Source organism: Adhaeribacter sp. (genome assembly GCF_057359045.1).
The window spans coordinates 20,581-45,671 of the sequence record NZ_JBMQUD010000001.1 but is presented as its reverse complement, the minus strand read 5'-3'; the positions used below and the strand labels follow the sequence as shown (position 1 = coordinate 45,671).

Below are 25,091 nucleotides of genomic sequence, written 5' to 3'. Positions count from 1 at the left end.
TCGCAATTTTAGATTGCGTTACATTCCAACCAAAACCCAACGGGTCGGCCTCCGGATTAATTAAAGCTTTAATGCGGTTTTGCTGGTGGGCCTGCAAAATATTATTCACAAAAAAATCGACGCTAAAAATCATGGCTACAATGGCCAGGTAAATAGGGACAATGGTGGTAAGACGCCGCAAAAGCCGCTGATTTAACCAAATTACCAAAGAGAATAAGACCGTAATAGTACCTACAATTATTAGTTTGGGCACCAGCAACGTAATAATAAAAATAGCTACGGCAATGGTACCTACAATCAAAATCAGCGGCGACATACCTTCCCGGAAAAAAGCCAGCAAAAAAGCGCCAAACACCAACGCCGACCCGGTTTCGTTGGATAACAAAATAAGCAAAGGCGGCAGTACCGTTAAACCGGCCAATACAGCGTGTTCTTTCCAGTTTTGCTGCCGCAAGTTAATAGTACTCATAAACCGCGACACCGCCAGGGCCGTGGCAAATTTGGCAAATTCAGCCGGCTGAATCCGGATGCTACCCAACTCCAGCCAGGATCGGGAACCTGCAATGGGCCGGGCAAATATTAGCGTAAAAATGAGCAGCAGAATAACAACTCCGTAAATGGGATAAGCAAACGACTCGTACGCCCGGTGATCAATTACCAGTAAAACGATAATGATTATGATAGACGTGCCAATCCAGGCGAGTTGTTTGCCCGAATTAATATCCCAGCTAAAAATATTAATAATATTATCGGGGCTGTAAACGGCCGCATACACGTTTACCCAACCCAGCAAAACCATAGCGGCGTATAAACTAACCGTTATCCAATCTATGTTGCGCGAAATTTTAGGCGAACGGTTCATTTAATGCTTTATTTTGAGGTAAGTTTCATCAATAATCCAAGGCTCCATCCATTCGGTCTTTTTAGATATAGTACCGGTCAGATATTTCTGGAACATTAAATTAGCCACGTACGCGGAAGAAGAGGATCCAAAGCCGGCATTTTCAATATACACCGCAATGGCAATCTTAGGATTTTGCCGGGGAGCAAAGGCGGCAAATACGGCATGGTCTCTACCATGCGGATTTTGCACCGTACCGGTTTTACCACATATTTCTATATCTAAATGACTCAGATTGGCTCGCCAAGCCGTTCCCCAGCGCGAAGACATAACCCTGGACATTCCTTCTATAACCGGTTCAAAATGTTTCGCATCAATCATTACCTGTTTTTTCTCTAAATATTGCGGAAGCGGCTTACCGGTATTACCAATTTCCTTTATCAGGTGAGGCGGATAATAATACCCCCGGTTGGCAATTATAGCCATAACATTAACTAAATGGAGCGGAGTAGCACCCGTTTCGCCCTGACCAATACTCATAGAATAAATGGTCTGATATTTCCAGCCTTTTGGACCGTAATGTTTGTCGTAGTACTTAGAGGAGGCAATAATTCCGGTATTTTCAAAAGGTAAGTCAATGCCTAATTTACTCGCAAAGCCAAATTTCATTACCCGTTCGCGCCATTGGTCTAACCCTAAATGCGTATCCTGGTAAATATTTCGGGATTGGCCTTTATTAACCAGGCTTTGGAATACCCGGTAAAAATAAGGGTTACAGGAGTTTTCGATGGCAATAGTTAAGTCTGAAGGATAAGGATGATTATGAGAGCATTTTACTAAAGATTGATTACACGCATAGCCGGTATTGGGCGTAAGCATTCCTTCTTGTAATCCGATTAAAGCTTGCACCGTTTTAAAAACCGAACCAGGCGGGTTGGTTGATTTTATGGGACGGTTAAATAAAGGTTTATTGGGATCGCGGAATAAGGCCATGTAATTATTACCCAGCTCTTTTCCGGTAAGTAAATTAGGGTCGTAAAAAGGAGCGGAAACAAACGCTAAAATTTCTCCGGTGCTTGGCTCAATTGCTACCACGGCACCCCGCTTTCCATTCATTAACTTTTCGGCGTACTGCTGTAATTCTAAATCAATCGAAGAAACAATATTTTGGCCGGCTACCGAGGCGGTATCGTATTGTCCTTCTTTAAAAGGCCCTTTATCAATGCCGCGCACGTTTACCATCCGGTATTTCACGCCTTTGCGCCCCATCAGAATATTTTCATAGGTCCGTTCAATGCCGCTTACACCCAAATAATCGCCGGGCGCATAAACCGCATACGCAGAATCTTCTAACTGCCGAGGGCTAATCTCGCCAATATACCCCAAAGCGTGCGCCAGGCTTTGGTGCGGATAACTCCGGACCGTACGGGCCATGGGTATAAATGCCGGAAACTCGACCAGGTTATCTTGCAAGGAGGCAAATTCCTCGGGACTGAGCTTTTGTAAAAAAGGCGTTGGTTTAACGTAGGAATAAGCTTTGGCCGCAGCTAATTTATGCCGAAACTCCTCTATCGGCATTTTAAAAAGCTGACAAAAACGGAGGGTATCAATATTTTTTACTTCTTTAGGTACCACCATAATGTCGTACACGGGCATATTTTGCACCAGCAATTTACCTTTGCGGTCGTAAATAAGTCCCCGGTACGGGTACTCTACTTTCCGCTTAATGGTATTGGCGTCGGCAGCGTGCTTGTACTCCGTATTTAGTACCTGAATAAAAAATAATTTAATGGCAAATATAGCCCCTACCACAAAAAATATGGCCTGAACAACGTACTTGCGGTTTTCTAAATATTTCAAGCTGAAAAAACTGCTATTTAATCGGATAAACTAAGACAAAACCTATCTGGTTCACAAAGATACCGTAAAATACCAACTTAAAATATTAGCCATTGGAAAACAGCCACATCGGGCAAAAAGAAAATTAGCGATTGCCCCGGCGAATGGAAAAGAAAAGCAACTGAATAATTACCAGCACCAGAAAAGTAAGCAAAGTGCTTAAAATAATCTTGGCCATGGTAAAACCTACTGCTCTAAAACTGCCCAATTCCAGAAAAAACAAGGCAAAATGGTGCATAAATACTAAAAACAGCGCGTACACCGTAAACCACCGCCAACCCATCAGGTGCAGGTTTACGGTATCGTTCTTTTCGTAGTCGTCGCGGGGAGTAAGCAACAACAATACGTAGGGCCGCAGGTAAGCCAGTAATACACAGGCTGCCGCATTTATACCTACAGTATCGTAAAATATATCTACGGTAAGGCCGGTTACAAAAGCCAGCAACAGCAAAGCTACTTTGGGCATCTGGATAGGCAAAAACAGCAAAAAGGCAATATAAATGTAGCAGAAAGCCGTATTAAACAATACCACGTTCCGGACCAGCAATATTTGTACGGCCAGAAACAGGAAAAACCGGAAAATATGGACAAAGGTGCGTCTATTCATCTTCTTTTACCCCGCTTTTAGCTTCTAAGGAGTCGCGTTCGGCGCGCCGGGTATTTTTCACGACATACACGTACGTCAGGTCATCAAAATCGGCCGATAACGCTACTTTTACCGTCAGGAAGCTTTTGTCTGATTCTTGGGTAGCCGATATTACCCGGCCTACCATTACACCTTCGGGAAATACGGCACTGTAACCCGATGTTACAATGGTATCGCCTTTCACCAGTTTTATGTGCCGCGGAATATATTCGAGGGTAGCAATGCGGTAATCGTTGCCTTCCCAGATAATGGTACCCACGGTATTGGTGCGCCGTACTTTAGCCGAGGTTTTCATTTGGGAGTGCAGCAAAGAATAAATAGTGGCGTAGTTTTGTGATACTGCTTTTACCCGCCCGATTATGCCGCCACTCGCCACCACACCTAAACCCGGTTCTACCCCATCGGCCTGGCCCACATTCAGGAGAATATGGTTATTTACCAGCCGTACCGAATTCTTAATTACTTTGCCCGGAATAAACCGGAAAGTCCGGACAATGCCGGTGGTATCTAAGCGTTGCTGGGCCAGGGTCAGGCTGTCGGGTTTTACCCGGAAAACAGAATCGGGCGCGGTCGGAATATTTTCCAGCCGGTCGGAGACCATAATATTGGTGAGCGATTCTTTTAAGGCTTTGTTTTCGGCTACCAGGGCACGGTTTACGTCTACCAACCGGAAATAATCGGCTACTTCGCGCTGAAATTCCAGCACCCGGCCCGCGTAAGCATTGGCCGAATTATAAAAAGCGGCACCCTGGTAACTGTTGTTCTGTACGATCAGGTAAACACAAAGAATCTCGAGCAGCAGAAAGACCAGGAAACCCCGGTAACTATATATAAAGGCAAATAAATTGCGCATCGAACGCTTTTAAGACAGCAGTACATTCCGGAACCCTTCTATATTTTTAATAGCAGCACCCGTGCCTCTTACTACGGCCCGGAGCGGGTCTTCGGCAATATGAATCGGTAATTTGGTTTTAACCGCCAAGCGTTTATCTAGGCCCCGCAGCAAAGCGCCCCCGCCGGTCAGGTGAATACCATTTACGTAAATATCCGCCGATAATTCGGGCGGCGAAATTTCCAGGGCTTTCAGCACGGCTTCTTCTATTTTAGAAACCGACTTATCAATGGCAGCGGCAATCTCGGTGTAAGTTACTTTTATTACCTTGGGAATACCGGTCATTAAGTCGCGGCCCCGGATTTCGTAATCAGCGGGCGGGTTATCGAGTTCCGATAAAGCTGAGCCCACTTCGATTTTAATTTTTTCGGCGGAACGTTCGCCAATGAGCAAATTGTGCTGGCGGCGCATATAATCCAGAATATCCTGACTAAACACATCGCCGGCTACTTTTATAGATTGGTCGCACACAATACCTGATAAGGCAATTACGGCAATTTCGGTAGTACCGCCGCCAATATCTACAATCATAGAGCCGATGGGTTGCTCTACGTCTATGCCAATACCAATGGCAGCCGCCATGGGCTCCTGGATCATCCAAACTTCTTTGGCTCCGGCGTGCTCTGCAGAGTCGCGCACAGCCCGTTTTTCAACTTCGGTAATGCCCGATGGAATACAGATTACCATGCGGTGCGACGGCTGAAACAAACGGCTACCGGTGTCAATCATTTTAATTAATCCCCGGATCATTTGCTCAGCCGCGTAAAAGTCGGCAATAACACCGTCTTTTAAGGGCCGGATAGTTTTGATGTTGTCGTGGGTTTTTTCGTGCATTTGCATAGCACTCCGGCCCACGGCAATTACTTTATTACTGGTGCGGTCAACAGCAATAATAGAGGGTTCGTCAACTACAATTTTATCATTATGAATAATTAAGGTATTGGCCGTACCTAAATCAATCGCTATATCGCTTGTTAAAAAACTAAATAATCCCATTCGTTTTCAGGGCCCTGCGGCAATTTTATTTAAATATTTAAAGCGCCATAGTTGGGTTCAAATATTTCGGTGCAAAACTACGTATTTTACATCAAATTTTATACTATCTGTTTTATACAAAAAATATAAGCTTATCTAAATTAGTTTTTAACTGGTCAGCAGCCTTTTTCAGACAAAACACTAGCATTATTATTAAATAAATAATTTTAAATATTGTTTATCAAACAGTTATAAAACAGCACCCGAAAGCCCATATTTCTTTGGGTCCGGAACTACGGTCAACCCTATATTTTACTTTTTAAATACTAGCTCCTGTTTAAACAAAAAGCCCGGCGGCCACGCATGGGCGGCAAACCGGGCTTTTTGTTTAAATATTTAAAAAGGTTACTTAGTGTTTAAAATGGCGTACGCCGGTAAACACCATGGCCATATTATATTTATTACAAAAATCAATAGAGTCCTGGTCTTTGATAGAACCACCAGGTTGTACCACGGCGGTAACGCCTACCTGCTGCGCAATTTCTACGCAGTCGGGGAACGGGAAGAAAGCGTCGGAGGCCATAACGGCTCCTTGCAACTCAAACCCAAAGTTCCGGGCTTTTTCGATGGCCTGGTTTAATGCATCTACCCGCGAAGTCTGGCCTACCCCACTCGAAATTAAACGGTTTTCGGTAGCCAGCACAATGGTATTTGATTTGGTGTGTTTACAAACTTTGGCGGCAAACACCAGCGCTTTGTTTTCTTCGGGCGTGGTGGCGCGTTCGGTTACTACTTTAAAATCGGCTTCGGTTTCGGTTTTCAGGTCTTTGTCCTGCTCTATTACGCCGTTAAGCAAAGTTTTAAATAATTTTTCGGGCAACGCTACTGGTTTGCGGCGCAGCAAGATGCGGTTCTTTTTGGTTTGCAATATTTCTAAAGCATCGGGCGCAAATTCAGGAGCAATAAGCACTTCAAAAAATAATTTATGTAATTCTTCGGCAGTAGCTTTATCAACGGGGGTGTTGCTGATGATTACGCCGCCAAACGCCGAAACCGGGTCGCAGGCCAGGGCGGTAAGGTAGGCTTGGTGCAAAGCAGGTGCTACGGCTACCCCGCAGGCATTGGTGTGCTTTAAAATGGCTACCGCCGGCTCATCGGTAAATTCATCTATTAATGCCACGGCGGCATCTACATCTACTAAATTATTGTAAGATAACTGCTTGCCATGAATCTGGTCGAATAAGTCGTTCAGGTTGCCGTAGAAAACTCCCTGCTGATGTGGGTTTTCGCCGTAACGCAAAGGGGTGCTTTCGCGCAGGCTTTGCTTAAAATAGCTGCCTTCGCCGCCGTTCAGGTAATTAAATATTTGGGTATCGTAATGCGAAGAAATATCAAAAGCTTTGGCAGCAAACCGTTTGCGGTCGGCTAACTCCGTAGCGCCACCGTTTTGCTGCAACAACTCTAATACATCGGTATATTGCTCCCGCGACGACACCACTAGCACATCGTTAAAGTTTTTGGCCGCGGCCCGGATTAAAGAAATACCGCCAATGTCTATTTTCTCAATCACATCGGCTTCGGCCGCACCCGATCGCACCGTTTCTTCGAAAGGATATAAATCTACAATTACCAAATCAATGGCCGGAATTTCGAAGGTCTGTACTTCAGATTGGTCGGTTTCGTGGTCGCGGCGGTGCAGAATTCCTCCAAACACTTTGGGGTGCAGGGTTTTTACGCGACCACCAAAAATGGCCGGATATTGGGTCAGGTCTTCTACGGCGGTAACCTGGGCGCCTAAACTTTCCAGAAAACTTTGGGTACCACCCGTAGAATAAATAGTAACGCCCTGCTCTTTCAGGAGTGCCACCAGGGGTTCCAGGTTATCTTTGTAATAAACCGAAATTAATGCCGATTGAATTTTTTTCATGATTTATATAGCTGTTAGCAATTAGCTGTTAGTTTTTAGTATTAGCAGTTAGTTATTAGCTGTTAGTTTTTAGTTTGGCCGGAATGACTAATAATGAATTAGAAATTAGCATAAATAAATACTATACTAATATTTATATTGGTTGTCTTCCCCAGGTTAATTATCTAGAAATTTCTACACTTAAAATCAACCGTAACCCAATGCATGATTTCTAGTTGAGTAAAAGCTGTTCCACTATCTTGGGAAAGTGGGCGTGTTCTAATTCCAGCACCCGGCTGGCCAATATTTCAGCGGTGTCGTTTTCTTCTACCGGGCAAACCTGCTGCAAAATAGTAGCGCCCTGGTCGTAAAATTCATTTACGTAATGGATGGTAATACCTGATTCTTTTTCTTTGTTGTCGAGTACAGCCTGGTGCACGTGTAAGCCGTGCATGCCTTTGCCGCCATATTTAGGTAGCAGCCCCGGATGAATATTAATAATTTTATTTGGAAAAGCCTGCACAAAACTGGCCGGCACCAGCCACAAAAAGCCCGCCAGCACAATTAAAGCCGGATTATACGCCTGCACTTGCGCCTGCACGGTACCATCTTTAAACTGGGTTCGGTTAAAGACGTGGGTTGGGATGTTAAAATTTCGCGCCCGTTGCAAAGCGTACGCCTCCGGATTATTCGAGAATAAGGCTACTACTTTAATCGTGGGATGTTCCTGGAAGTAAGCCATCAGGCGTTGTGCATTGCTCCCGGAGCCGGAAGCGAAAATAACAACGTGTTTATAGGAGGTATCAGCCATAGCACCCGGTTAAAAAGAAGCGCAAATATAGAACATTAAACCGGAGATTTTTTGCCCGATTTAATCAAAATATTAGCTAAACTCTCTTAACAACCAAATTTGGCCGGTTTAACCAGAAAAACATAAATAACCAATCTAGATTGAGCCCTTTGGTTTCTAAAGTTTATTTTCGGGAATATTTAATAAAGAAAGGTGCTATTTCAGTTGCTTTTGCAAGCTTTTTATAATGCTCCGGGTTTCAGCGATGCGCCTTTCTAAACCGGCTTTATAGTACCAGGCTCTCTTTTCCGGGTCGGCCGATGGGCGTTTTATCTCTTTTTTAAGCTCATGCAGGTATTGTTGGCTAAGCTGCAAATATTTAGGCGCGGTAACCGGGTTATAAAAGCCTTTGCCATCTACATACACGTAAATTGGGGTTGTATGCGCCGCCTGCTGCCCGTGGCCATAAGCCCGGGCCGCCAACCAGATACCCCGCTCTGCCGGTAAGTTTAAGGTTAAAGAAAGATGTTCCGAAGATTGGCCAGTTGTACCGGCGGTTACCCGTCCCAAAACCTGGCCATGCCCAACAATTTCTAAAGTGGTTAAAGGAACCTGCGTGGCCTGGCCGTAGGCATGCGCCGTAATGTGTAGTTCGGTACCTTTACCAACGGCCAGTTTATCGCCGGGCAATTTATTATTTACTTCCAAAAATAGCTGCGGCCCGCTCGATACAAACGTATGCCCGGCAGCTAAGCCTTTTTTCCAGTTCTGGTAAGTTAAAGAATCGGGTACGTAGGTGTAAAAGCGGGCATTGCCAATATGGGCCGTGCGTTCGGGTGGTCCCTGATCGTGCTCCTGGCCGCACCACGGAAAATCGGAGCCGGCCACGGCCGTTAGGGGAATACCCAAATCCAGTAAATGATAATAATGATCGACAAACAGTGGATTTTCCGAAGCACAAAACTGAAGCAGTTCCAACACATCTACTTTACCCCGGAGGCCATCCAGCACCAGGCCGCGGTACCCATGAAAAGTTTGGGCCTGATGGGCATACCCGCCAACGCCACCCAACTCCCGCAGCCGGTCAAATACCTTATCGTATAAATAATATTCTTTTGTAAACCGAACCCGGTCCGAGGCACCTATGCCCAGGGCATGCCCCAGTTCGGAGGTGCGCGGATCTTCCTGGCCGGTAGTTAATAAATAAGCGCCCCGCTGGTAAACGCCTTTTTCGCCCCAGGCATACTGCTGGTAATACGTTTCCCAGAAATCGCCCATCCGCAGCATTACGCCAACATGAATATCTTCGGCCTGGGTCCAGGCCAATAGCAACGAATCTTCGCGGGGCGAACGCCGAATATGGATGTGATCATCGGCTGAATACCAGCCTTTCTGGGGCATATTAATCCAGCGGGTTAAACGATAATTACCCCGTAAAACCTGGTTTGACTGTACTGTTACTTGGTGGTTTTGGGTTATGTATTCCGGACCTTTAGAAAGCGTTAAATCGTAAGTACCCGGAGCCAGGTGCAAATTAAAACGGCCATTTACATAAAAAGAACTATCGGGCTGAAAACCGTAACCATCGGCGTGGTCCCATAAGCCGTACATAACGGCTACAGCGGTGGTGGGGAGCTGCTTTACCGCATGGCCATTCTGACTAAGTTTTACCCGCACCGGCGTTAAAGTACCGGTAGCCGCATCGGTAACTTCTACTACCAATTGGCCAGTTGGCAGGGGTTGCGCCGAACCCAACCGGGCGGTAGCCCACCCGCCCATCAGGAGCATAACTTTAATGATTATCCAGAAAAATAGGCCGGACTTGGGCATGGGCATTTTGGTTAGCCCATAAGTTAATTAAATCTGCAGAATTTAGGAAAGGCGGCCTATTTATTCAACCTTTTCCCTACCAATAAAAACACAACGGTGGCCCCGGTAAATAGAGAACTGCATGCTGAAAGCAGGTTCTTTATTTTCCGGGACCACCGTTGCGCAAATTTATTTACTATTAGAACGTATAATGCGGATTTTGCTCTAACGATTTATTCCGGTTCCAGGCTTCGCGCGGAATAGGCAAGCGAATGGGCGTGGTAGCTAACCAAGGCTTCTTGTCTACTTCTAGTTGGCTAAAGTTAGAACGGTTGTTCCGGATAAAATTAATAAAACGGCCGCGGCGGTTCAGGTCAGAGAAGGCACCGGCTGGTTCCCAGATAAACTCCATGCGCCGCTCGTAAAATATTGCATCCAATACCTGATCTTTGGGCAAGGTTAAAGATTTTTCGGCTAAGCCGGCCCGCACCCGCACCCGGTTTACCAGGCGCATAGCTTCTTCCGACCGACCAGTTTCGTTCAGGGCCTCGGCGTGGTTGAGCAAAGCTTCGGCAAAACGCAGAATAGGCGCATTTACCCCACCGTTGTTTAGTACGGGCGCTTCCCAATATTTTGTTACAATGTATCCGGTCCGGGACCAGCCGGCCGGTACATTTACCGGCATTACAAAATTGGGCATATCCTGGTGCACTTCGCCGGGCCCAATAATGCCCTGCCAATAGCGGCGGTCTTTTATTTTACCGGTTGCATCTTTTTCAAAAGCGTTTACCCACTGCGGCTGGGGCACAAAATTACTCCAGGCGCCACTACCGGTAAATTCCGAAGGGGCACCCCGCGGCGCGGTTCTTTTTACCAGGTTATTCCCTTCGGCATCAACCGAAGCCCGGAACTGCGTAGAAAATAAAATCTCTTTGTTATTCTCGTTCGACTCCCGGAACACATCGCGGTAATTGGGTAGCAAATCATGCACATTGGTAGCTACTATTTCTTCGCTGTATTTCACGGCATCGGCCCATTTCTGCTGCCACAAACTGGCTTTTACCAGAAAACCCAGGGCAGCCGTTTTGGTGGCCCGGCCTTTATCGGCGGCATTGGTCCAGGTGGCCGGTAAAACGGCGGCTGCCTCCTGCAAATCAGTTTCAATTTGTTTCCAGGTATCTTCTACCGATGAACGGGGAATATCGAGTTTAGAAGAAGCATTGAGCTCATCTACCACCAGCGGTATCCCGCCGAAATAATTGGCTAAGCGGTAATAAAATAACCCGCGTAAAAACTTAGCCTGCCCGATAATTAAATTTTTGGTATTGTCTGGCAGGTCCATTTTGCTTACCCGGTTAATAACCATATTGGCGCGCCCGATGCCCTGATAAGCGCCGCTGTACACATTGGTAATAATGGTATTGCTGGCCGGCAAATTTAAAGAGTGAATCTCAATACGGGCGGCCGAACCATCCATTTCGTACATGTCCCCACTCATGGCCCACTCTATTTCGGCGGCATCACCAAAATTAGTAAAAGTAGGCTCCTTTTGCAGGTTATCGTAAACGCCAATTAAAGCAGCCTGGGCATCCGATTCCGTCAGGAAAAAATTGGCATCGGTCAGTACATCTTTGGGCTGTAAAGTTAAAAAATCGTCGGAGCAGGAAGCGGTGGTAGCCAGTATAAAGGCAATTCCCAACCGTATACTTAATGATTTCATATATTTTGATTTAAAAATAAACACCTGATTAAAAACCTAAATTAACTCCCACCATTAGGGTTCTGGGTTGCGGATAAACGCCATCGTCAATGCCGGCCATCATGGGATTGGTGCTGCCTACTTCGGGGTCAAAGCCAGAATATTTGGTAAAGGTGAACAAGTTCTGGGCATTTACATACAAGCGGGCATTTTGTAACAGACCCGTTTTGCGGACAAAATTTTCCGGTAAGCGGTAACCCAAGGTCAGGTTCCGGATGCGCATATAACTGCCGTCTTCTACGTAAAAAGAAGAACTGTTACCAAAGTTTCCGTTCGAATCGGTATAAGCTAAACGGGGCACATCGTTCCGGCCACTGCCGGGCGTCCAGCGGTTTAAAACATCTTTAGAGCCATTTACCACCCCGGTGCCGCCAAAATATTTAAGCGGGTAGGTTGATCTTTTATTTGCGTGGAAAATATCATTGCCCGCTACCCCCTGTAGCATAATATTTAAATCGAAGCCTTTGTAAGACATATCAATATTGCTGCCGTACATGAGGGTAGGCCACGGATTACCAATTTTAACGCGGTCAGCATCCGATAGTACATTGTCGCCGTTAATGTCCCGGAATCTAAAATCGCCGGCTACCGCATTGGGTTGTAAAGTTTTATTTACCTCGTCGTTGGTCTGGTAAATGCCGTCTACAATAAAGCCCCGGTAATACCCGATGGGTTGACCTACCTCAGTATAAGTAGCATTTACGGTAAAAAAGTTGGTAACTGAAGGACCGGTAATGGGTTGGCCTACACCTAAACTTTTAACTTCGTTTCTTAGAGTAGCCAGGTTTCCGCTTACATCAAAACGAAAGCCGCCAATATCGTTGCGATAGCCCAGTAATAATTCTAAACCTTTATTTTGCACTTTACCACCGTTAATAGAAGGCGCACTCTGGAAGCCAGCCTCAATGGAAACCGGCAAACTGATTAACATATCTTTTGTATTTTTGATATAATAATCAGAGGTTAAATAAAGGCGGTTATTCAGGAAAGAAGCTTCAATACCAATATTGGTTTGCTCGCTGGTTTCCCACTTCAGATCCGGGTTACCCGGTTTAGACATGGTGGCCCCAATTACCAAACCCTGGTTAAGCCCTAATACATAATTATCGTTTACGGTACCTAACCGGATGGTGCTTAAATAACCAAAAGGTGTAATCGCATCATTGCCGAGCCGACCCCAGCTTCCTCTAATTTTTAAGTTACTGATAAAGGCAGCATTCTGCATAAAGCTTTCTTCGGTAATATTCCAACCGGCTGAAATTGAGGGGAAATTACCCCATTTATTATTTGGGCCGAAATTGGAAGAACCGTCGCGGCGGATACTGGCCGAAAACAAATACCGGTCTTTAAAAGCATAATTAACCCGGCCCAGGTAAGAGGCCAAAGTATATTCGCTACCGGTACCGCTGGCGCGCCGGTTGTTTTCGTTGCTGCTATTAATAACCCGTATCTGTTCGTTTTGGTATTCGCGGGCCGTTACCCCAATCCAGTTATTGTTATTTTTCTGGGCCGTTTGCCCTATTACCGCCGAAATGGAATGGTCGCCGAAAACTTTGGTATAAGACAGGGTATTTTCAAGTAACCAGTTCAGGCCCTGGGTGTAAGTTTCGCCCAAAGTAGCTTGTAAGTTGCGGTAATGTCCGCGTTCCGCGCGGGGCTCCCAGGTACTGGCGCGGTTATTATTTACATCCAAACCTACGCTGCTCCGGAATTTTAAACCCGGAATAATTTCGTAAACCCCAAAAGCATTACCAAACACCCGGAAATTATTTACCTGGTTATCGATTGATTTTGCGCGGAGGTACGGATTATCGCCTTGGGTGGTATAATAAGCCGACGAGCCGTTTACCACATCTTCACGACCCAGGGTAGGATAAAATTGTTGCGCCAGGTTAAAAATACCTATCCGTAAATCTTGGTTTTGCTGGCCCTTGGCCTGGGAATAAGAAAAAGACAAGGAACTACCAAAACTCAGTTTATCATTGGCTTGTAAATCGGCCGAAGCCCGGCCAGTGTAACGCTTGTACCAGGTTTCGAGAATGGTTCCTTCCTGGTTGCGGTAACCCAGCGAAAGGGCGCCTTTTAATTTTTGGGTACCTCCGTTAACGCTCACATCGTAATTCTGAACCGGCGCGGCGCGGAAAACCTGATCGATCCAGTTGGTGCCTTCGCCAAAAGAGGCCGGATTGGCCCATTCTGGGTTGGGCGCCATGCCGGAGTTGGTATACAATTCGTTGGCCAGGGTGGTAAATTCCTGGGCATTTAAAAATTCCGGTTTTTTCCAGAGTTGCTGCACGCCGGTATAAGCATCCAGACTTACTTTGGCCTGGCCTTCTTTACCCCGTTTGGTGGTAATTAAGATTACGCCGTTTGCCGCCCGGGCACCGTAAATAGCCGCTGCGGCCGCGTCTTTTAATACTTCAATTGATTCTATATCGTTCGGGTTAATTACCGAAAGGCCGTCTACCCGATCCGAACTGCCACTGATACCCATACTGCCGCCGCCCAAAGGCATGCCATCTACTACGTACAAAGGCTCGTTGCCCCCGGTAGTACCTACCCCCCGTATTCTAACAGAGGAAGAACCACCCGGTGCCCCGCTGGTTTGTGCAATAAACACGCCCGGCACTTTACCCTGAATGGCCGAGGTAAAACTGTTGGTAGCTACTTTGGTAATATCTTCGGACTTAATCGAAGACACCGCTCCCGTTACTTCTCTTTTCTTTTGGGTACCGTAGCCCACCACTACAACTTCGTCCAGTTGGGCATTATCTTCTTCCAAAACTATATCTAAGGTCGAGTTATTACCTACCGGTCTTTCCAGGCTTTTAAAACCCACAAACGAAAATACCAAAACCGCATTAGGCGGCACATCTGGTAATTGGTAACGACCATTCTCGTTGGTAGTGGTACCCGTTTGTGTATTTTTGATGGCCACCGTTACCCCGGGCAACGGTTGTTGGTCGGTAACGGACCGGACCGTACCAGAGATGGTAGTAGATTGTGCCTGCAGCATTTGGGGCCACACCGCCATGGTTAGCAATAGCAGCTTAACCACCAGGAGTTTCCAGATAATTTTTTGCATAATAGAATAGTTGGACATGTTAAAAATTAGTGAGCATTAGGGTGGAACAATTAATTAAACTAATCTTAAAAATTAAGCCGGCGCTATTTGCGCTGTATAAAGTCTGGCGATAATTACTTGCCGTATAATATATCTGCAGGTTAGTTACTTAGCTGTTTATTGTAAGCTTGTTGTTTTATTATATTAACTACATCTTTATGTCTGGTCAAAAACATTCTTGAATATTCCCGGGCACGTACACGAAAATAAAAAGCGAGAAGCTTTACCAGTAAAACTTGCATTTTATAGTCGCGGTAAAAAATAAAGAACCGGAAAAGTAGATTATCTGTACTACTAAAAGGTGCTGCATCTGCTATAATTAGCCATTAAATAAATATCCCCGTATTAACCCGGTATTTAAATATGCAGTCCAGTAAGAGATTAATCGTTTGGTGCTAAGCCCTGGTCTCCTAGCAGTTAGCACCAGGAGTTGTCATTCATAATTATGTGCACGTACACGAAGATAAAACTTTAATTAATAAAGCCAAAAAAATAATTTTAATCTTCCGCAAAAATCAATACAACTACTTTAAGATTACCCGGTAAGGTCTGCCTCTTTTTCTATCAGATATTAATCGCATCATGTAAAACAAGCTATTCTTTTTTCAAATTTGCAACCTCTGGCGTTGGTTTGCTTATAACAAGGTTTTATTAGAGCACGCATAATTATTAGGCAGGCAAGATGCTACCGGCATTACGCTCAGCATTTTTAGACTGATACTTAAACATGGAAGACCTAACGTACCCGCCAAGCCCAACTGGAACATCTTTTAACTCCCCGGCCGGAACTCCATATCGTTTTGTGGTAAACCTGAACGCAGATGCCGGAAACGCCCCAATTACCCGCCAGTTTATTGTAACAGCGCAAGAAGCGCCACTTGGTTTAACGCCAGAAGGCGTTTACCACCTTGCCGGTAATACCCACCAGGACTATCTCAATTTTTTTGGCAAGCTGGCCGCCGATTATGGGTTACGATTACCGCAAAACCACCGCGCACAAAAAACAAATTATGCCTCTAAAGTAGCTTACCAGGAAATATTGCGCGAAAACCTGGATGCCGGCATGCACTACGGCTACGGCGACCCGGCGGTGCTGCGGGTAACCGATCCGGCCGACCCGGCGAATACCCTTTATTATGTACTTTCTACTTCTAACGATGCCCCCGATTCTTTCCCGATTATTTGCTCCCCAAACCTCACTGACTGGCAATTTGTGGGTTACGTGTTTCCGGCCGGTAAAAAACCAGCGTGGGCAGCCGATGGGGAATTTGTAAGCGATTACTGGGCGCCCGAAATGCACCAGGTTGGCAACGAGTTCCGGGTATATTTTGTCGCCCGCGATAAACACACCCGCGAATTGTGCATTGGCCTGGCTATCGCAGCCCAACCCGAAGGCCCGTTTATACCGGCCTCCGAACCTATATTAAAAGGGAATGTAATTGACCCGCACGTTTATGTGCAGCACGACCAAACCACTTACCTGTATTGGAAAGAAGATAACAACGATGTTTGGCCGGGCCTGCTCCTGAATTTACTTTACGAACAACCGCATTTAATAGCAACCTTGTTTGCCGCGCCCGCCGATCAGGCTACCGCTTCGTTTCTGGTTACTATCTGGCCCTGGGCGCGTACATTGCTGCCCATGGAGCGTTTTTTAGTTTTGCAAAGTTTAATAGAAGCCGTTATTTCCGTTTATCCGGCTTTTTATAAAACCTTAACCACGCTAGCTACTAATCAAACACCAGATGTAAAAGATAAAATAAGTGCCGTGCAGCAATTTATGAAAACGCCCATGTACGCCCAGCCTTTATCGCCGGACGGTACCCACCTGGTGGGCGAACGCACCCAGATAATTCAAAATGACTTAAATTGGGAAGCGCACCTGGTAGAAGGCATGTGGGTAACCAAGCAAAACGCTAAATATTACTTGTTTTACGCCGGCAACGATTTTTCGACGGACCAATACGGAATTGGGGTAGCTATTGCCGATGCGCCGCTGGGGCCCTACCGCAAAATGGAAAAGCCTTTGCTGCAATCAACCGCCGAGTGGTGGGCACCCGGCCATCCCTCTTTGGTAACGGATCCCAATGGTAAACCTTTGCTGTTTTTGCACGCGTATTTTCCGGGTAAAGCCGGTTACAAAAAATTCCGGGCTTTGCTGGCCGTGCCCCTGCATTTTACCGACGAAGGTGTTTATCTTTCCTGAATATTTACCGGCCCCGCAACTTAACTATCTGGTAATAATATTTAGGCGGGCAACCGGCTAACTTATTTTTAGTTTTGCGTACAGCCGAATATTTCCGGAGTAACTGCTTTAGCCAGCTCCGGCTACTTTCTAAAGAGAACAGCTCTATTAAATTTAAATAAAGAAAATTAGATAATATGGAATACAGAAAATTAGGCCCCTCAGGATTATTTGTACCCGTGCTTAGCTTTGGCACTGCTACTTTTGGCGGCGGTACCGAATTTTTTAAAGCCTGGGGCAGTACCCAGGTAGCCGAAGCTACCCGTTTGGTAGATATTTGTGTAGAAGCCGGGGTTAATTTTTTTGATACCGCCGATATTTATTCGCAAGGTTTATCCGAAGAAATATTGGGCAAAGCCATGGCGGGCAAGCGGGATAAGCTCATTATTTCCACAAAAGGTACTTTCCCGTTTGGCGAAGGGCCTTACAACCAGGGTTCATCGCGGTCACATTTAATTAAACAAGTTGAAGGCAGCCTGCAACGCCTGGGCACCGATTACATTGATATTTACCACATGCACGGTTTCGATGGCAATACGCCCGTAGAAGAAACCCTTCATACCCTAGAAGGATTGGTCCAAAGCGGTAAAATCCGTTACCTGGCCGCATCTAATTTTTCTGGTTGGCACCTCATGAAATCTTTGGCTGTGTCGGAAAAATACGGCTGGACCCGCTACGTGGGGCACCAGGTGTATTATTCGCTGGCTAACCGCGAGTACGAATGGGAACTGATGCCGCTGGGTTTAGATCAGAATGTGGGTGCCATCATCTGGTCGCCGTTGGCCGCCGGCCGCTTAGGGGGCAAATACCGCCGCAACCAACCTTTGCCGCCCGATAGCCGCGTAGCACAAGGCGGTAGTCCGGTGCCCGAAGCCGTAGTAAACGAAGATATATTTTATAACACCCTGGATGTAATAGACGAAATAGCCGCCGAAACCGGTAAAACGGTTGCGCAAGTGGCTATTAACTGGCTTTTACAACGCCCAACCGTAGCCAGCGTTATTATTGGCGCCCGCAACGAAGAACAATTAAGGCAAAATTTAGAAGCCGTTGGCTGGAACCTGACCGTAGAACAAGTTAAAAGACTCGACAAGGCCAGCGAAGTGCCTCCTATTTACCCGTACTGGCATCAGCGGCAAAATACCCGGTTAAATCCGTTACCCAACTTTTACAAACCGGTTTAAGCGGCGCGGCGGGTATGTACTGAGTACCAAAAATTTAATACCTCACAAAGCTGTAAAACTTAGGTTGGCCCAAAGTCTTTTTTTATATTACCCAGGTAAAGAGACTTAAAGAGTAAACCGGCATTTACAGCTATCAACATGCATTATTTGGCTCGGATAAATCCGAATAGGTAAAGTTTTGGTTGATTAAATATTACGCGGGTATTGTACCAAGTGGCCGTGAGCAAAATTCTTTCATTCAGAGATATTTTAATAATTATCCACCTTTTGTATGCACTTTATAAATAAAATATTATTGGCTGGTTTGCTGGCGGTACTTATCTGGCCGGCCGGCGTGGCCCAAACCAAAACCGGTGCGGCAGCCGACCAGGTTAAAATAAGCAATGGTCTGCTACAAGGCACCACCGAAAAAAGCGGCATCCGGTCTTTTAAAGGAATACCGTTTGCCGCCCCGCCGGTAGGTAATTTGCGGTGGCGCGAACCCCAGCCCGTTAAAAACTGGCAGGGCGTGCGGCCGGCTAATCAGTTTGGCCCGCGCGCCATGCAACTGGCTTTATTCGGCGACATGAACTTCCGGTCGAACGGTATGAGCGAAGATTGTTTGTACCTGAACGTGTGGACGTCGGCTAAAACCGGGAAAGAGCGGTTGCCGGTGCTGGTGTATTTTTACGGCGGTGGTTTTGTGGCCGGCGATGGCTCTGAGCCCCGCTACGACGGCGAAAGCATGGCCCAGCGGGGTATAGTTGCGGTTACAGTAAATTACCGGCTCGGTGTATTTGGGTTTATGGCCCACCCCGAGTTAACCAAAGAATCGCCGAACAAAGCCTCGGGCAATTATGGCCTCTTGGACCAAAACGCGGCCCTCCGCTGGGTAAAACAAAATATTTCGGCCTTTGGCGGCGACCCAACTAAAGTTACCATTGCCGGCGAATCGGCGGGTTCTTATTCGGTAAGCGCCCAGATGGCTTCGCCTTTATCGAAAGATTTAATCGCCGGGGCTATTGGTGAGAGTGGCTCTTTGTTATCGCTGCAACCTACTATGCAGTTAGCCCAGGGTGAGCAATTAGGCACGACTTTCGCCACGAATGTAGGCGCAAATACCCTGGCTGCTTTGCGGGCCATACCAGCCGAGCAACTTTTACAGGCCACCGGCAAGCCCGGCGTAGGCCGTTTTCCGGTAGTAGTAGATGGCTATTTTTTCCCGAAAGCGCCCGTAGAAATATTTACAAAGGGGCAGCAGGCCCGCGTACCGCTGCTGGCCGGCTGGAACTCCGAAGAATCGGGCTATAAATCAATTTTAGGGCAGGAGGCGCCCACTCCAGAAAATTACGCCAGAGCCCTGCAAAAACTTTACGGGGAACGCGCCGCCGACGTGCAAAAGTTATACCCCGGCACCACCGAAAATGAAATTATACAGGCTGCTACCAATTTAGCCGGCGACCGGTTTATTGGCTACAGTACCTGGAAGTTGATTGATGCCCACAGCCAAACCAGTGGCAAACCCGTGTACCGCTACTTTTATATGCGACCGCGCCCGGCCATGACACCCGAAATGGGCAACGCTACGCCGGGTTTGGCGGGCGGCGTTATCCGGAACAGCGAACCGGCTGCTAAACCCGCTCCGCCGGCCCGGGGAGCCGTGCATTCGGCGGAGATTGAATACGCCATGGGCAACCTGGCTACAAATAAAGTTTACGCCTGGGCACCCGAAGATTACCAGGTATCGACCACCATGCAGTCGTATTTTGCTAATTTTATTAAAACCGGCAATCCCAACGGCAAAGGGTTACCTAACTGGCCGGCCTTAAAACCCGGCACCCCGGCACCGGTTATGCGCATAGATGTAAACACCCGCCTAGAAACCGATCAAACCCAGGAACGCTATTTATTACTGGAAAAACTCTCGGCCAAATAATAATATTCCGGCTTAACCTTTTGCTGTCTTGATTTTACTTTAGATCCGTTTAGCATTGGATATAAAGCGCCCTGAGCCGTGACAACTCCGCTCAGGGCCGCTAAATTGCTTTTTCAAATAAGATTAAAACACGAAACAGATTCTTTAACAGAAATTTAGCTGAGGCTAAACTTTGTCTATTGAAATAGCGCCTTGGGGTTCCTCCGCTATCACCGGCGAGACATCGGAGATTTGGAAAGGCACTAGGTTAATTTTAAGTCTACTTTTTTACCGGTACTAACCGCCTGGTAAATGGCATCTATTATTTTCAAATCTTTCAGACCTTCGTAGCCGTCCACGGGTACCACAGGCTTTTTGTTTTCCAGAATAATGCCGGCCATTTCTTCCATTTGTACCGTTTGGTGGGTTACGTGCGGTTTATTTAGCTCGCCTTTATGCGTCCGGCCCTTAATGGGGCCATACCCCGTAGAAGGCTGCATTTCAGCAAAACCTTTTTCACCGTTCAGGAAAAAACGGTCGAGGTGGTTCATGTTATAAGTCGATAAACAAGAAGCAACGGCCCCGCCGGGAAAGCCCAACTGGAACTGAATGGTTTCGTCGACGCCGGTTTTAAATTTTTCGGGATTGGTTTTGGTTTCCTGGGCTGTTACCCAAATGGGTTCTTCGCCAATCATGTACCGCGAACCGTTGATGGCGTAAATGCCAATATCCATCAGGGCACCACCGCCGGCCAGTTGTTTGTTTAAACGCCATTGGTTTGGGTCGCCGGCCGTAAAGCCGCATAAGCCCTGAAAAAACTTAATCTTTCCAAATTCGCCGGCCTGGCGCATCCGGATAACCTCCAGGGTATTGGCCTCAAAGTGCATGCGGTAACCCACGAGCAATTTTACTTTGGCCTGGTTACAGGCATTAATTATTTCCTGCCCTTCTTTGGCGTTCAGGGCCATGGGTTTTTCGCAAATAACGTGCTTGCCTGCTTTGGCCACCCGAATGGCCTGGTCGTGGTGCAGGGCATTGGGCGTAATAATGTATACGGCATCAATGTCGCGGTTGTCTTTTATGCGGTCAAAGTTATCGTAGTTGTAGCAGTTCTTGGCCGGAATGTTGTACTTACTTTGCCAGTCTTTTACTTTGGCCGGCGTACCGCTGATCACGCCCACCAGTTTGGCCCGTTTACAAGCCTGCATGGCTTCGGCTACCCGCGTGCCGTAACCACCTAAGCCCATAATGGCTACCCGGAGCACCGGCCCCTCGTAAGGCTGGTTATAAAAGTTAGAAATACTTAAAGCTTCTGCATCGGGCAAAAAAGGCAGGGCCATGGCCGAGGCGGTAAGTTTTTGCAAAAATTCGCGACGTGATTTCATAACAACAGGTTTATGGGATTAGGGGCTATATTTTTAGTGATGTGCTTAAAGATAGGCAAAAGATAAGTAGTCTAATTCGCCCTTACGCAAAACAAACGGGTTAAGGTTATTTCTTATCCTGTATTCCGGCGTAAAGCCAAACAGGGCGAGCGGTTTTGGTGTTATTCATACATTGACCGCAGTAATTTGACGAATACTGAGTGGCGTTTTTTATAACTGGTTATTTGCCTTGGCGTGTAAATAATCTTGTTTTTCAAAAATTTTTATACCAAACCCGTAAGGTGGGTTATAAGTCATTACCCGAAAAACAAATGTATTATCTGCAAAATCAGTATAAGCAGATAGAAAAGCGACACCCTTTAAATTGGTTCCTTCTTCTAAGAGGTGCATCTTTTTACGTTTAATACTTTTGGTAATCTTACGCATAACCGACTCGCCAAAATGGTTATACAAAATACGACTGGTGCTGTGGGGTAAAGAATAAAGCACACACCAAGCTTCGGCACCGGCCTCGGCATTGCCAACTTCTGCCGGTCTATATGCCCAAATTGTTCTGCCCATCATCTTATCCGTTGGTTTATTATCTACCATAAACGTCCAACCTTTTTTCGTCAGTGCTGGGGTTATCGCGTCTGGGTCCATCTGTCTGAATGCTAATAATTCCTGCACCGATAACGCTTGCGCAACACTTTGTAGAGCATAACCAAAGAAGAAAAAGAAAAGAAATACGGTTCTCATACCAAGCAATTTTAACAATGAAACTGTTTAATACTAAATAGTATAAAGTACCTTCCATAAGGCAAATACAAATTATTCCCGGCTTACCCGTCATTCCTGATGGGAATCTTCTGTATTGAATTCAGCGTGCTGTTTATTACCGGTTTATTCATCCCACACAGAAGTTTCTTTTGGAATTCTTCGAATTCTACTGAATGACCGATGGGGGATGCTATTTGCTGGGCTGCTATGGAATACACTATGTACTATTGGATATAATATTTATTTCAAACATTAAGGACTGCCCCAATCGTGATTTTTATCAAAAGGTACGGGGCGGATCATCGCGCCATTGGAGTGTGGTATAATTAGGGCCAGATTACTTTTGAATATTTGGCTACCAATTCCGGTCGCAGTGTCGGGTATGCCTTCCGCCAAAAATTTTCGATATCCGTAACAACAACCAACGGCTTTAAATCCGGCGTAAGCAAATGCAACTCTACCGGCATCTCCCCTGCATCTACTACCGGCTGTTCCCGCCAATCCAATACATCCTGCAACCTGATTTCTAAAACTGGCGGCGCGCCGTTAGCAAAATATTGCAACTCCATAGCAGAATTATCGGGCAACGTAATTTCTGCCGGAGCTAAAATATTCAATTGTAGTTGCTGATTTGGGGTTAAAAATTTCTGCAGAATCAGCAATAAATCGATGTCAAATAAATCTTCCGGGTCTTCAACAGCTTGCAAAGCCGGGCGCAGCCATTCCCAGTTGGTGGCCAATAAGGTAGGTGTACTCACATCCGGCCAGGTCTCCTGGGGGCGCCATTTACGGAGACTGAGTACCCGGTTTTGCCATTGGGTTACGGCTTCTGAGAAGTTCAGCAGGTCTTCTCCTTCGCGTTTCAGGGCTTCTGATATGGCGGCGGGGCGGTGTTTGTCGTCGGGAGTGGGCAGGGGTTTGCGTTGCAGTACAATGCTCCCGATGCGCAAATCCGAGGAAGCGGTGAGTTCGCCGTCGGCGGGGTCCCAGGTAATGGTTTCCTGTTTCTTCACGAGCGGGGCCAAATCTTTGGGGTTCAGCGGCGAAGCCAGGAATATTTTACCCATCCCCTGCCTAGCATCCAGGTTGGCTACGGCCAGCCAGGGGTCGTGGGCCAGGTCGTCGCGGTGACCGGCCTGGGCGTACTTGCCGTTGGCCAGCTGGAACTGCGCGTTGTTGCCAGGGCGGGCGCAGGCAATGCGCTCGGGGTAGCAATACGCCAGCAGCACACCGGTCTCGTACGGGTCTATCGTGCTGTTATCAGGCGAAATCTCGAATAGCCGGCGGTACTGGGCAGCAATCTTTTCTATTTTCTTCAGGCCTTTACCGCCTACGTTTTCCTGGCGGTAGCGGCGCAAAGCTTCAATCCGAAGATTTATATCGATGCCGGCATCGCGGGGCAGCGGGTCGCGCTCTTCCAGGATGGCGGCAATATCGGTAGCCAAAGCCAGTTGGTCGCTTTCTTCGGCGGCCAACAGCATGTGGGCAATGCGCGGGTGCGTGGGCAGGGCGTGCATTTTGCGGCCGTGTTCGGTAATCCGGCCGTGCTCCAGGGCATTGAGCTGGTGCAGGGTTTCGGTGGCTTGCAGCAAAGCAGCTTTAGGCGGCGGACTAAGCCAGGTAAGCTGATTGATATCGATAATGCCCCACGAAGCCATGTCCAGCACCAGCGAGGCCAAATCGGCTTCCAGGATTTCGGGGGTGCGGTGCGGCGCGAGGCGGGCGTGGGTGGCTTCGGTCCAGAGGCGGTAGGCGGTGCCGGGACCTAACCTACCGGCCCGGCCGGCACGCTGGTCGGCGGCGTCTTTACTAATTTGCACGGTTTCCAAGCGCGACAAACCGGAGTTGGGGTCGAAGCGACTGGTTTTGCCATAACCGCAATCTACCACCACCGATACGCCTTCAATGGTTAAGCTGGTTTCGGCAATGGAGGTCGCCAGCACCACTTTGCGTTTGCCGTTACGGTCGGGCATAATGGCGGCGTATTGCTTGTTGGGCGGCAGCATGCCAAACAACGGATGGATGGCAATATCGCGGGAAAGCTGGCGGCGCAACAAGCCTTCTACTTTTTTTATATCGCCTTCGCCGGGCAGAAACACCAGCACGTCGCCGACTTTTTCGCGGAGGGCGCGTTGCACGGTGCGGGCGGTCAGGTCGGGCAGCAGCGATTCGTCCAGGTCGCCGGTGTAAATGGTTTGAACGGGGTATTGCCGCCCCTCGCTTTGCACCACCGGGGCATTCAGCAAACCCGACAGCGTGGGCATATCCAGCGTGGCCGACATCACGAGCAACCGCAAATCGGGCCGCTTGGTGCGCTGGGCTTCGCGGCTCAGGGCCATGGCTACATCGGCGTGAATGCTGCGCTCGTGAAATTCATCGAATATTACCAACCCTACGCCCGCCAACCCATTATCGGCGTGCAGCATGCGGGTTAAAATGCCTTCGGTTACCACCTCAATACGGGTTTGCGCGGAGGTGCGGTTCTCGAAGCGGATGCGGTAGCCCACCGTTTGCCCCAGCTCTTCGCCGAGTAAAAAGCTCATGCGTTCGGCAATGGTGCGGGCCGCTAACCGCCGGGGCTCCAGCATTATTATTTTCTGATTGGCCAGCCAAGGCTCGTTTAGCAAGGCCAATGGCAACAAGGTACTTTTACCGGCTCCCGGTGGCGCTTGTACAATCAGCGTGTTGCGGGTGGCGAGGTGTTCTTTAACGCTCGGGATTATTTCCCGAACGGGTAGGTCTATGGTGAAGGGATTGAAGGGCAAGGATGAATATTTGTTATAATTAATTATTCTATAAACCACAGCGGCTTTACCGTGCAAATATCGGTAATTCTTTTGGCAAATGTACTGGTCCTCCCCCTACCCCCTCCGAAGGGGGACTTGGTTAGCCAGCTTTTTGGGTGCTATCGCCGTTAGGGTCTTTCTTAACCCTTTTGTTTTTCGTTTTATAAATTTTCCTTTTGATGAAGCAAACCAAACAG

General features: G+C 47.3%; 16 protein-coding genes. 3 read left to right on the top strand and 13 right to left on the bottom strand.

From position 1 onward, the window contains the following. From rodA to ACO1R6_RS00155, 10 genes are all read right to left on the bottom strand, one after another. The coding region (gene rodA / locus ACO1R6_RS00200; protein ID WP_486261263.1) for a rod shape-determining protein RodA at nt 1–862 on the bottom strand (862 nt) is incomplete at its 3' end. Next, nucleotides 863–2,701 (bottom strand): penicillin-binding protein 2, encoded by a 1,839-nt coding sequence (gene mrdA, locus ACO1R6_RS00195; protein WP_486261261.1) that lies wholly within the window; start codon nt 2,699–2,701, stop codon nt 863–865. 124 nt (nt 2,702–2,825) lie between these two features. Next, nucleotides 2,826–3,347, bottom strand: coding sequence for a hypothetical protein (locus ACO1R6_RS00190; protein WP_486261259.1), 522 nt, complete (start codon nt 3,345–3,347; stop codon nt 2,826–2,828). Next, the gene (mreC, locus tag ACO1R6_RS00185; protein WP_486261257.1) at nt 3,340–4,239 is read right to left on the bottom strand and encodes a rod shape-determining protein MreC; all 900 of its coding nucleotides are present in this window, start codon (nt 4,237–4,239) and stop codon (nt 3,340–3,342) included. Before mreC ends, ACO1R6_RS00190 begins: the two co-directional genes overlap by 8 nt. A gap of 9 nt (nt 4,240–4,248) precedes the next feature. Then, nucleotides 4,249–5,274 carry a rod shape-determining protein gene (locus ACO1R6_RS00180; RefSeq protein WP_486261255.1) on the bottom strand — a complete coding sequence of 342 codons (1,026 nt, stop codon included), beginning with the start codon at nt 5,272–5,274 and terminating at the stop codon, nt 4,249–4,251. A gap of 388 nt (nt 5,275–5,662) precedes the next feature. Then, nucleotides 5,663–7,180 (bottom strand): bifunctional phosphoribosylaminoimidazolecarboxamide formyltransferase/IMP cyclohydrolase, encoded by a 1,518-nt coding sequence (gene purH / locus ACO1R6_RS00175; RefSeq protein ID WP_486261253.1) that lies wholly within the window; start codon nt 7,178–7,180, stop codon nt 5,663–5,665. A gap of 211 nt (nt 7,181–7,391) precedes the next feature. Continuing rightward, a complete protein-coding gene (gene purN / locus ACO1R6_RS00170; RefSeq protein ID WP_486261251.1) occupies nt 7,392–7,970 on the bottom strand; it encodes a phosphoribosylglycinamide formyltransferase in 579 nt (192 codons plus the stop codon). A 195-nt stretch (nt 7,971–8,165) separates the two neighbouring features. Then, entirely contained in the window at nt 8,166–9,779 is a 1,614-nt protein-coding gene (locus ACO1R6_RS00165; RefSeq protein WP_486261249.1) for a CehA/McbA family metallohydrolase, read from the bottom strand. A 178-nt stretch (nt 9,780–9,957) separates the two neighbouring features. Continuing rightward, entirely contained in the window at nt 9,958–11,478 is a 1,521-nt protein-coding gene (locus ACO1R6_RS00160) for a RagB/SusD family nutrient uptake outer membrane protein (RefSeq protein ID WP_486261247.1), read from the bottom strand. 28 nt (nt 11,479–11,506) lie between these two features. Continuing rightward, a complete protein-coding gene (locus ACO1R6_RS00155; protein WP_486261245.1) occupies nt 11,507–14,620 on the bottom strand; it encodes a SusC/RagA family TonB-linked outer membrane protein in 3,114 nt (1,037 codons plus the stop codon). A 748-nt stretch (nt 14,621–15,368) separates the two neighbouring features. Between ACO1R6_RS00155 and ACO1R6_RS00150 the strand changes: the two genes are divergently transcribed. From ACO1R6_RS00150 to ACO1R6_RS00140, 3 genes are all read left to right on the top strand, one after another. Continuing rightward, nucleotides 15,369–16,847 (top strand): family 43 glycosylhydrolase, encoded by a 1,479-nt coding sequence (locus ACO1R6_RS00150; protein ID WP_486261243.1) that lies wholly within the window; start codon nt 15,369–15,371, stop codon nt 16,845–16,847. A gap of 176 nt (nt 16,848–17,023) precedes the next feature. Next, nucleotides 17,024–18,070, top strand: a complete 1,047-nt coding sequence (locus ACO1R6_RS00145) for an aldo/keto reductase (protein ID WP_486261241.1) — start codon at nt 17,024–17,026, stop codon at nt 18,068–18,070. Nucleotides 18,071–18,341: 271 nt separating this feature from the next. Beyond that, entirely contained in the window at nt 18,342–19,985 is a 1,644-nt protein-coding gene (locus ACO1R6_RS00140; protein WP_486261239.1) for a carboxylesterase/lipase family protein, read from the top strand. Nucleotides 19,986–20,227: 242 nt separating this feature from the next. Here the strand turns inward: ACO1R6_RS00140 and ACO1R6_RS00135 are convergent, their stop codons facing one another. The 3 genes from ACO1R6_RS00135 to hrpB all read right to left on the bottom strand — a co-directional run bounded on the left by ACO1R6_RS00135 (nt 20,228) and on the right by hrpB (nt 24,873). Then, nucleotides 20,228–21,349 carry a Gfo/Idh/MocA family protein gene (locus tag ACO1R6_RS00135; RefSeq protein ID WP_486261237.1) on the bottom strand — a complete coding sequence of 374 codons (1,122 nt, stop codon included), beginning with the start codon at nt 21,347–21,349 and terminating at the stop codon, nt 20,228–20,230. 210 nt (nt 21,350–21,559) lie between these two features. Continuing rightward, nucleotides 21,560–22,087 (bottom strand): hypothetical protein, encoded by a 528-nt coding sequence (locus ACO1R6_RS00130; RefSeq protein ID WP_486261235.1) that lies wholly within the window; start codon nt 22,085–22,087, stop codon nt 21,560–21,562. 347 nt (nt 22,088–22,434) lie between these two features. After that, nucleotides 22,435–24,873: an ATP-dependent helicase HrpB gene (hrpB, locus tag ACO1R6_RS00125; RefSeq protein ID WP_486261233.1), complete on the bottom strand. Its 2,439-nt coding sequence runs from the start codon at nt 24,871–24,873 to the stop codon at nt 22,435–22,437. Nucleotides 24,874–25,091 lie beyond the last annotated feature (218 nt).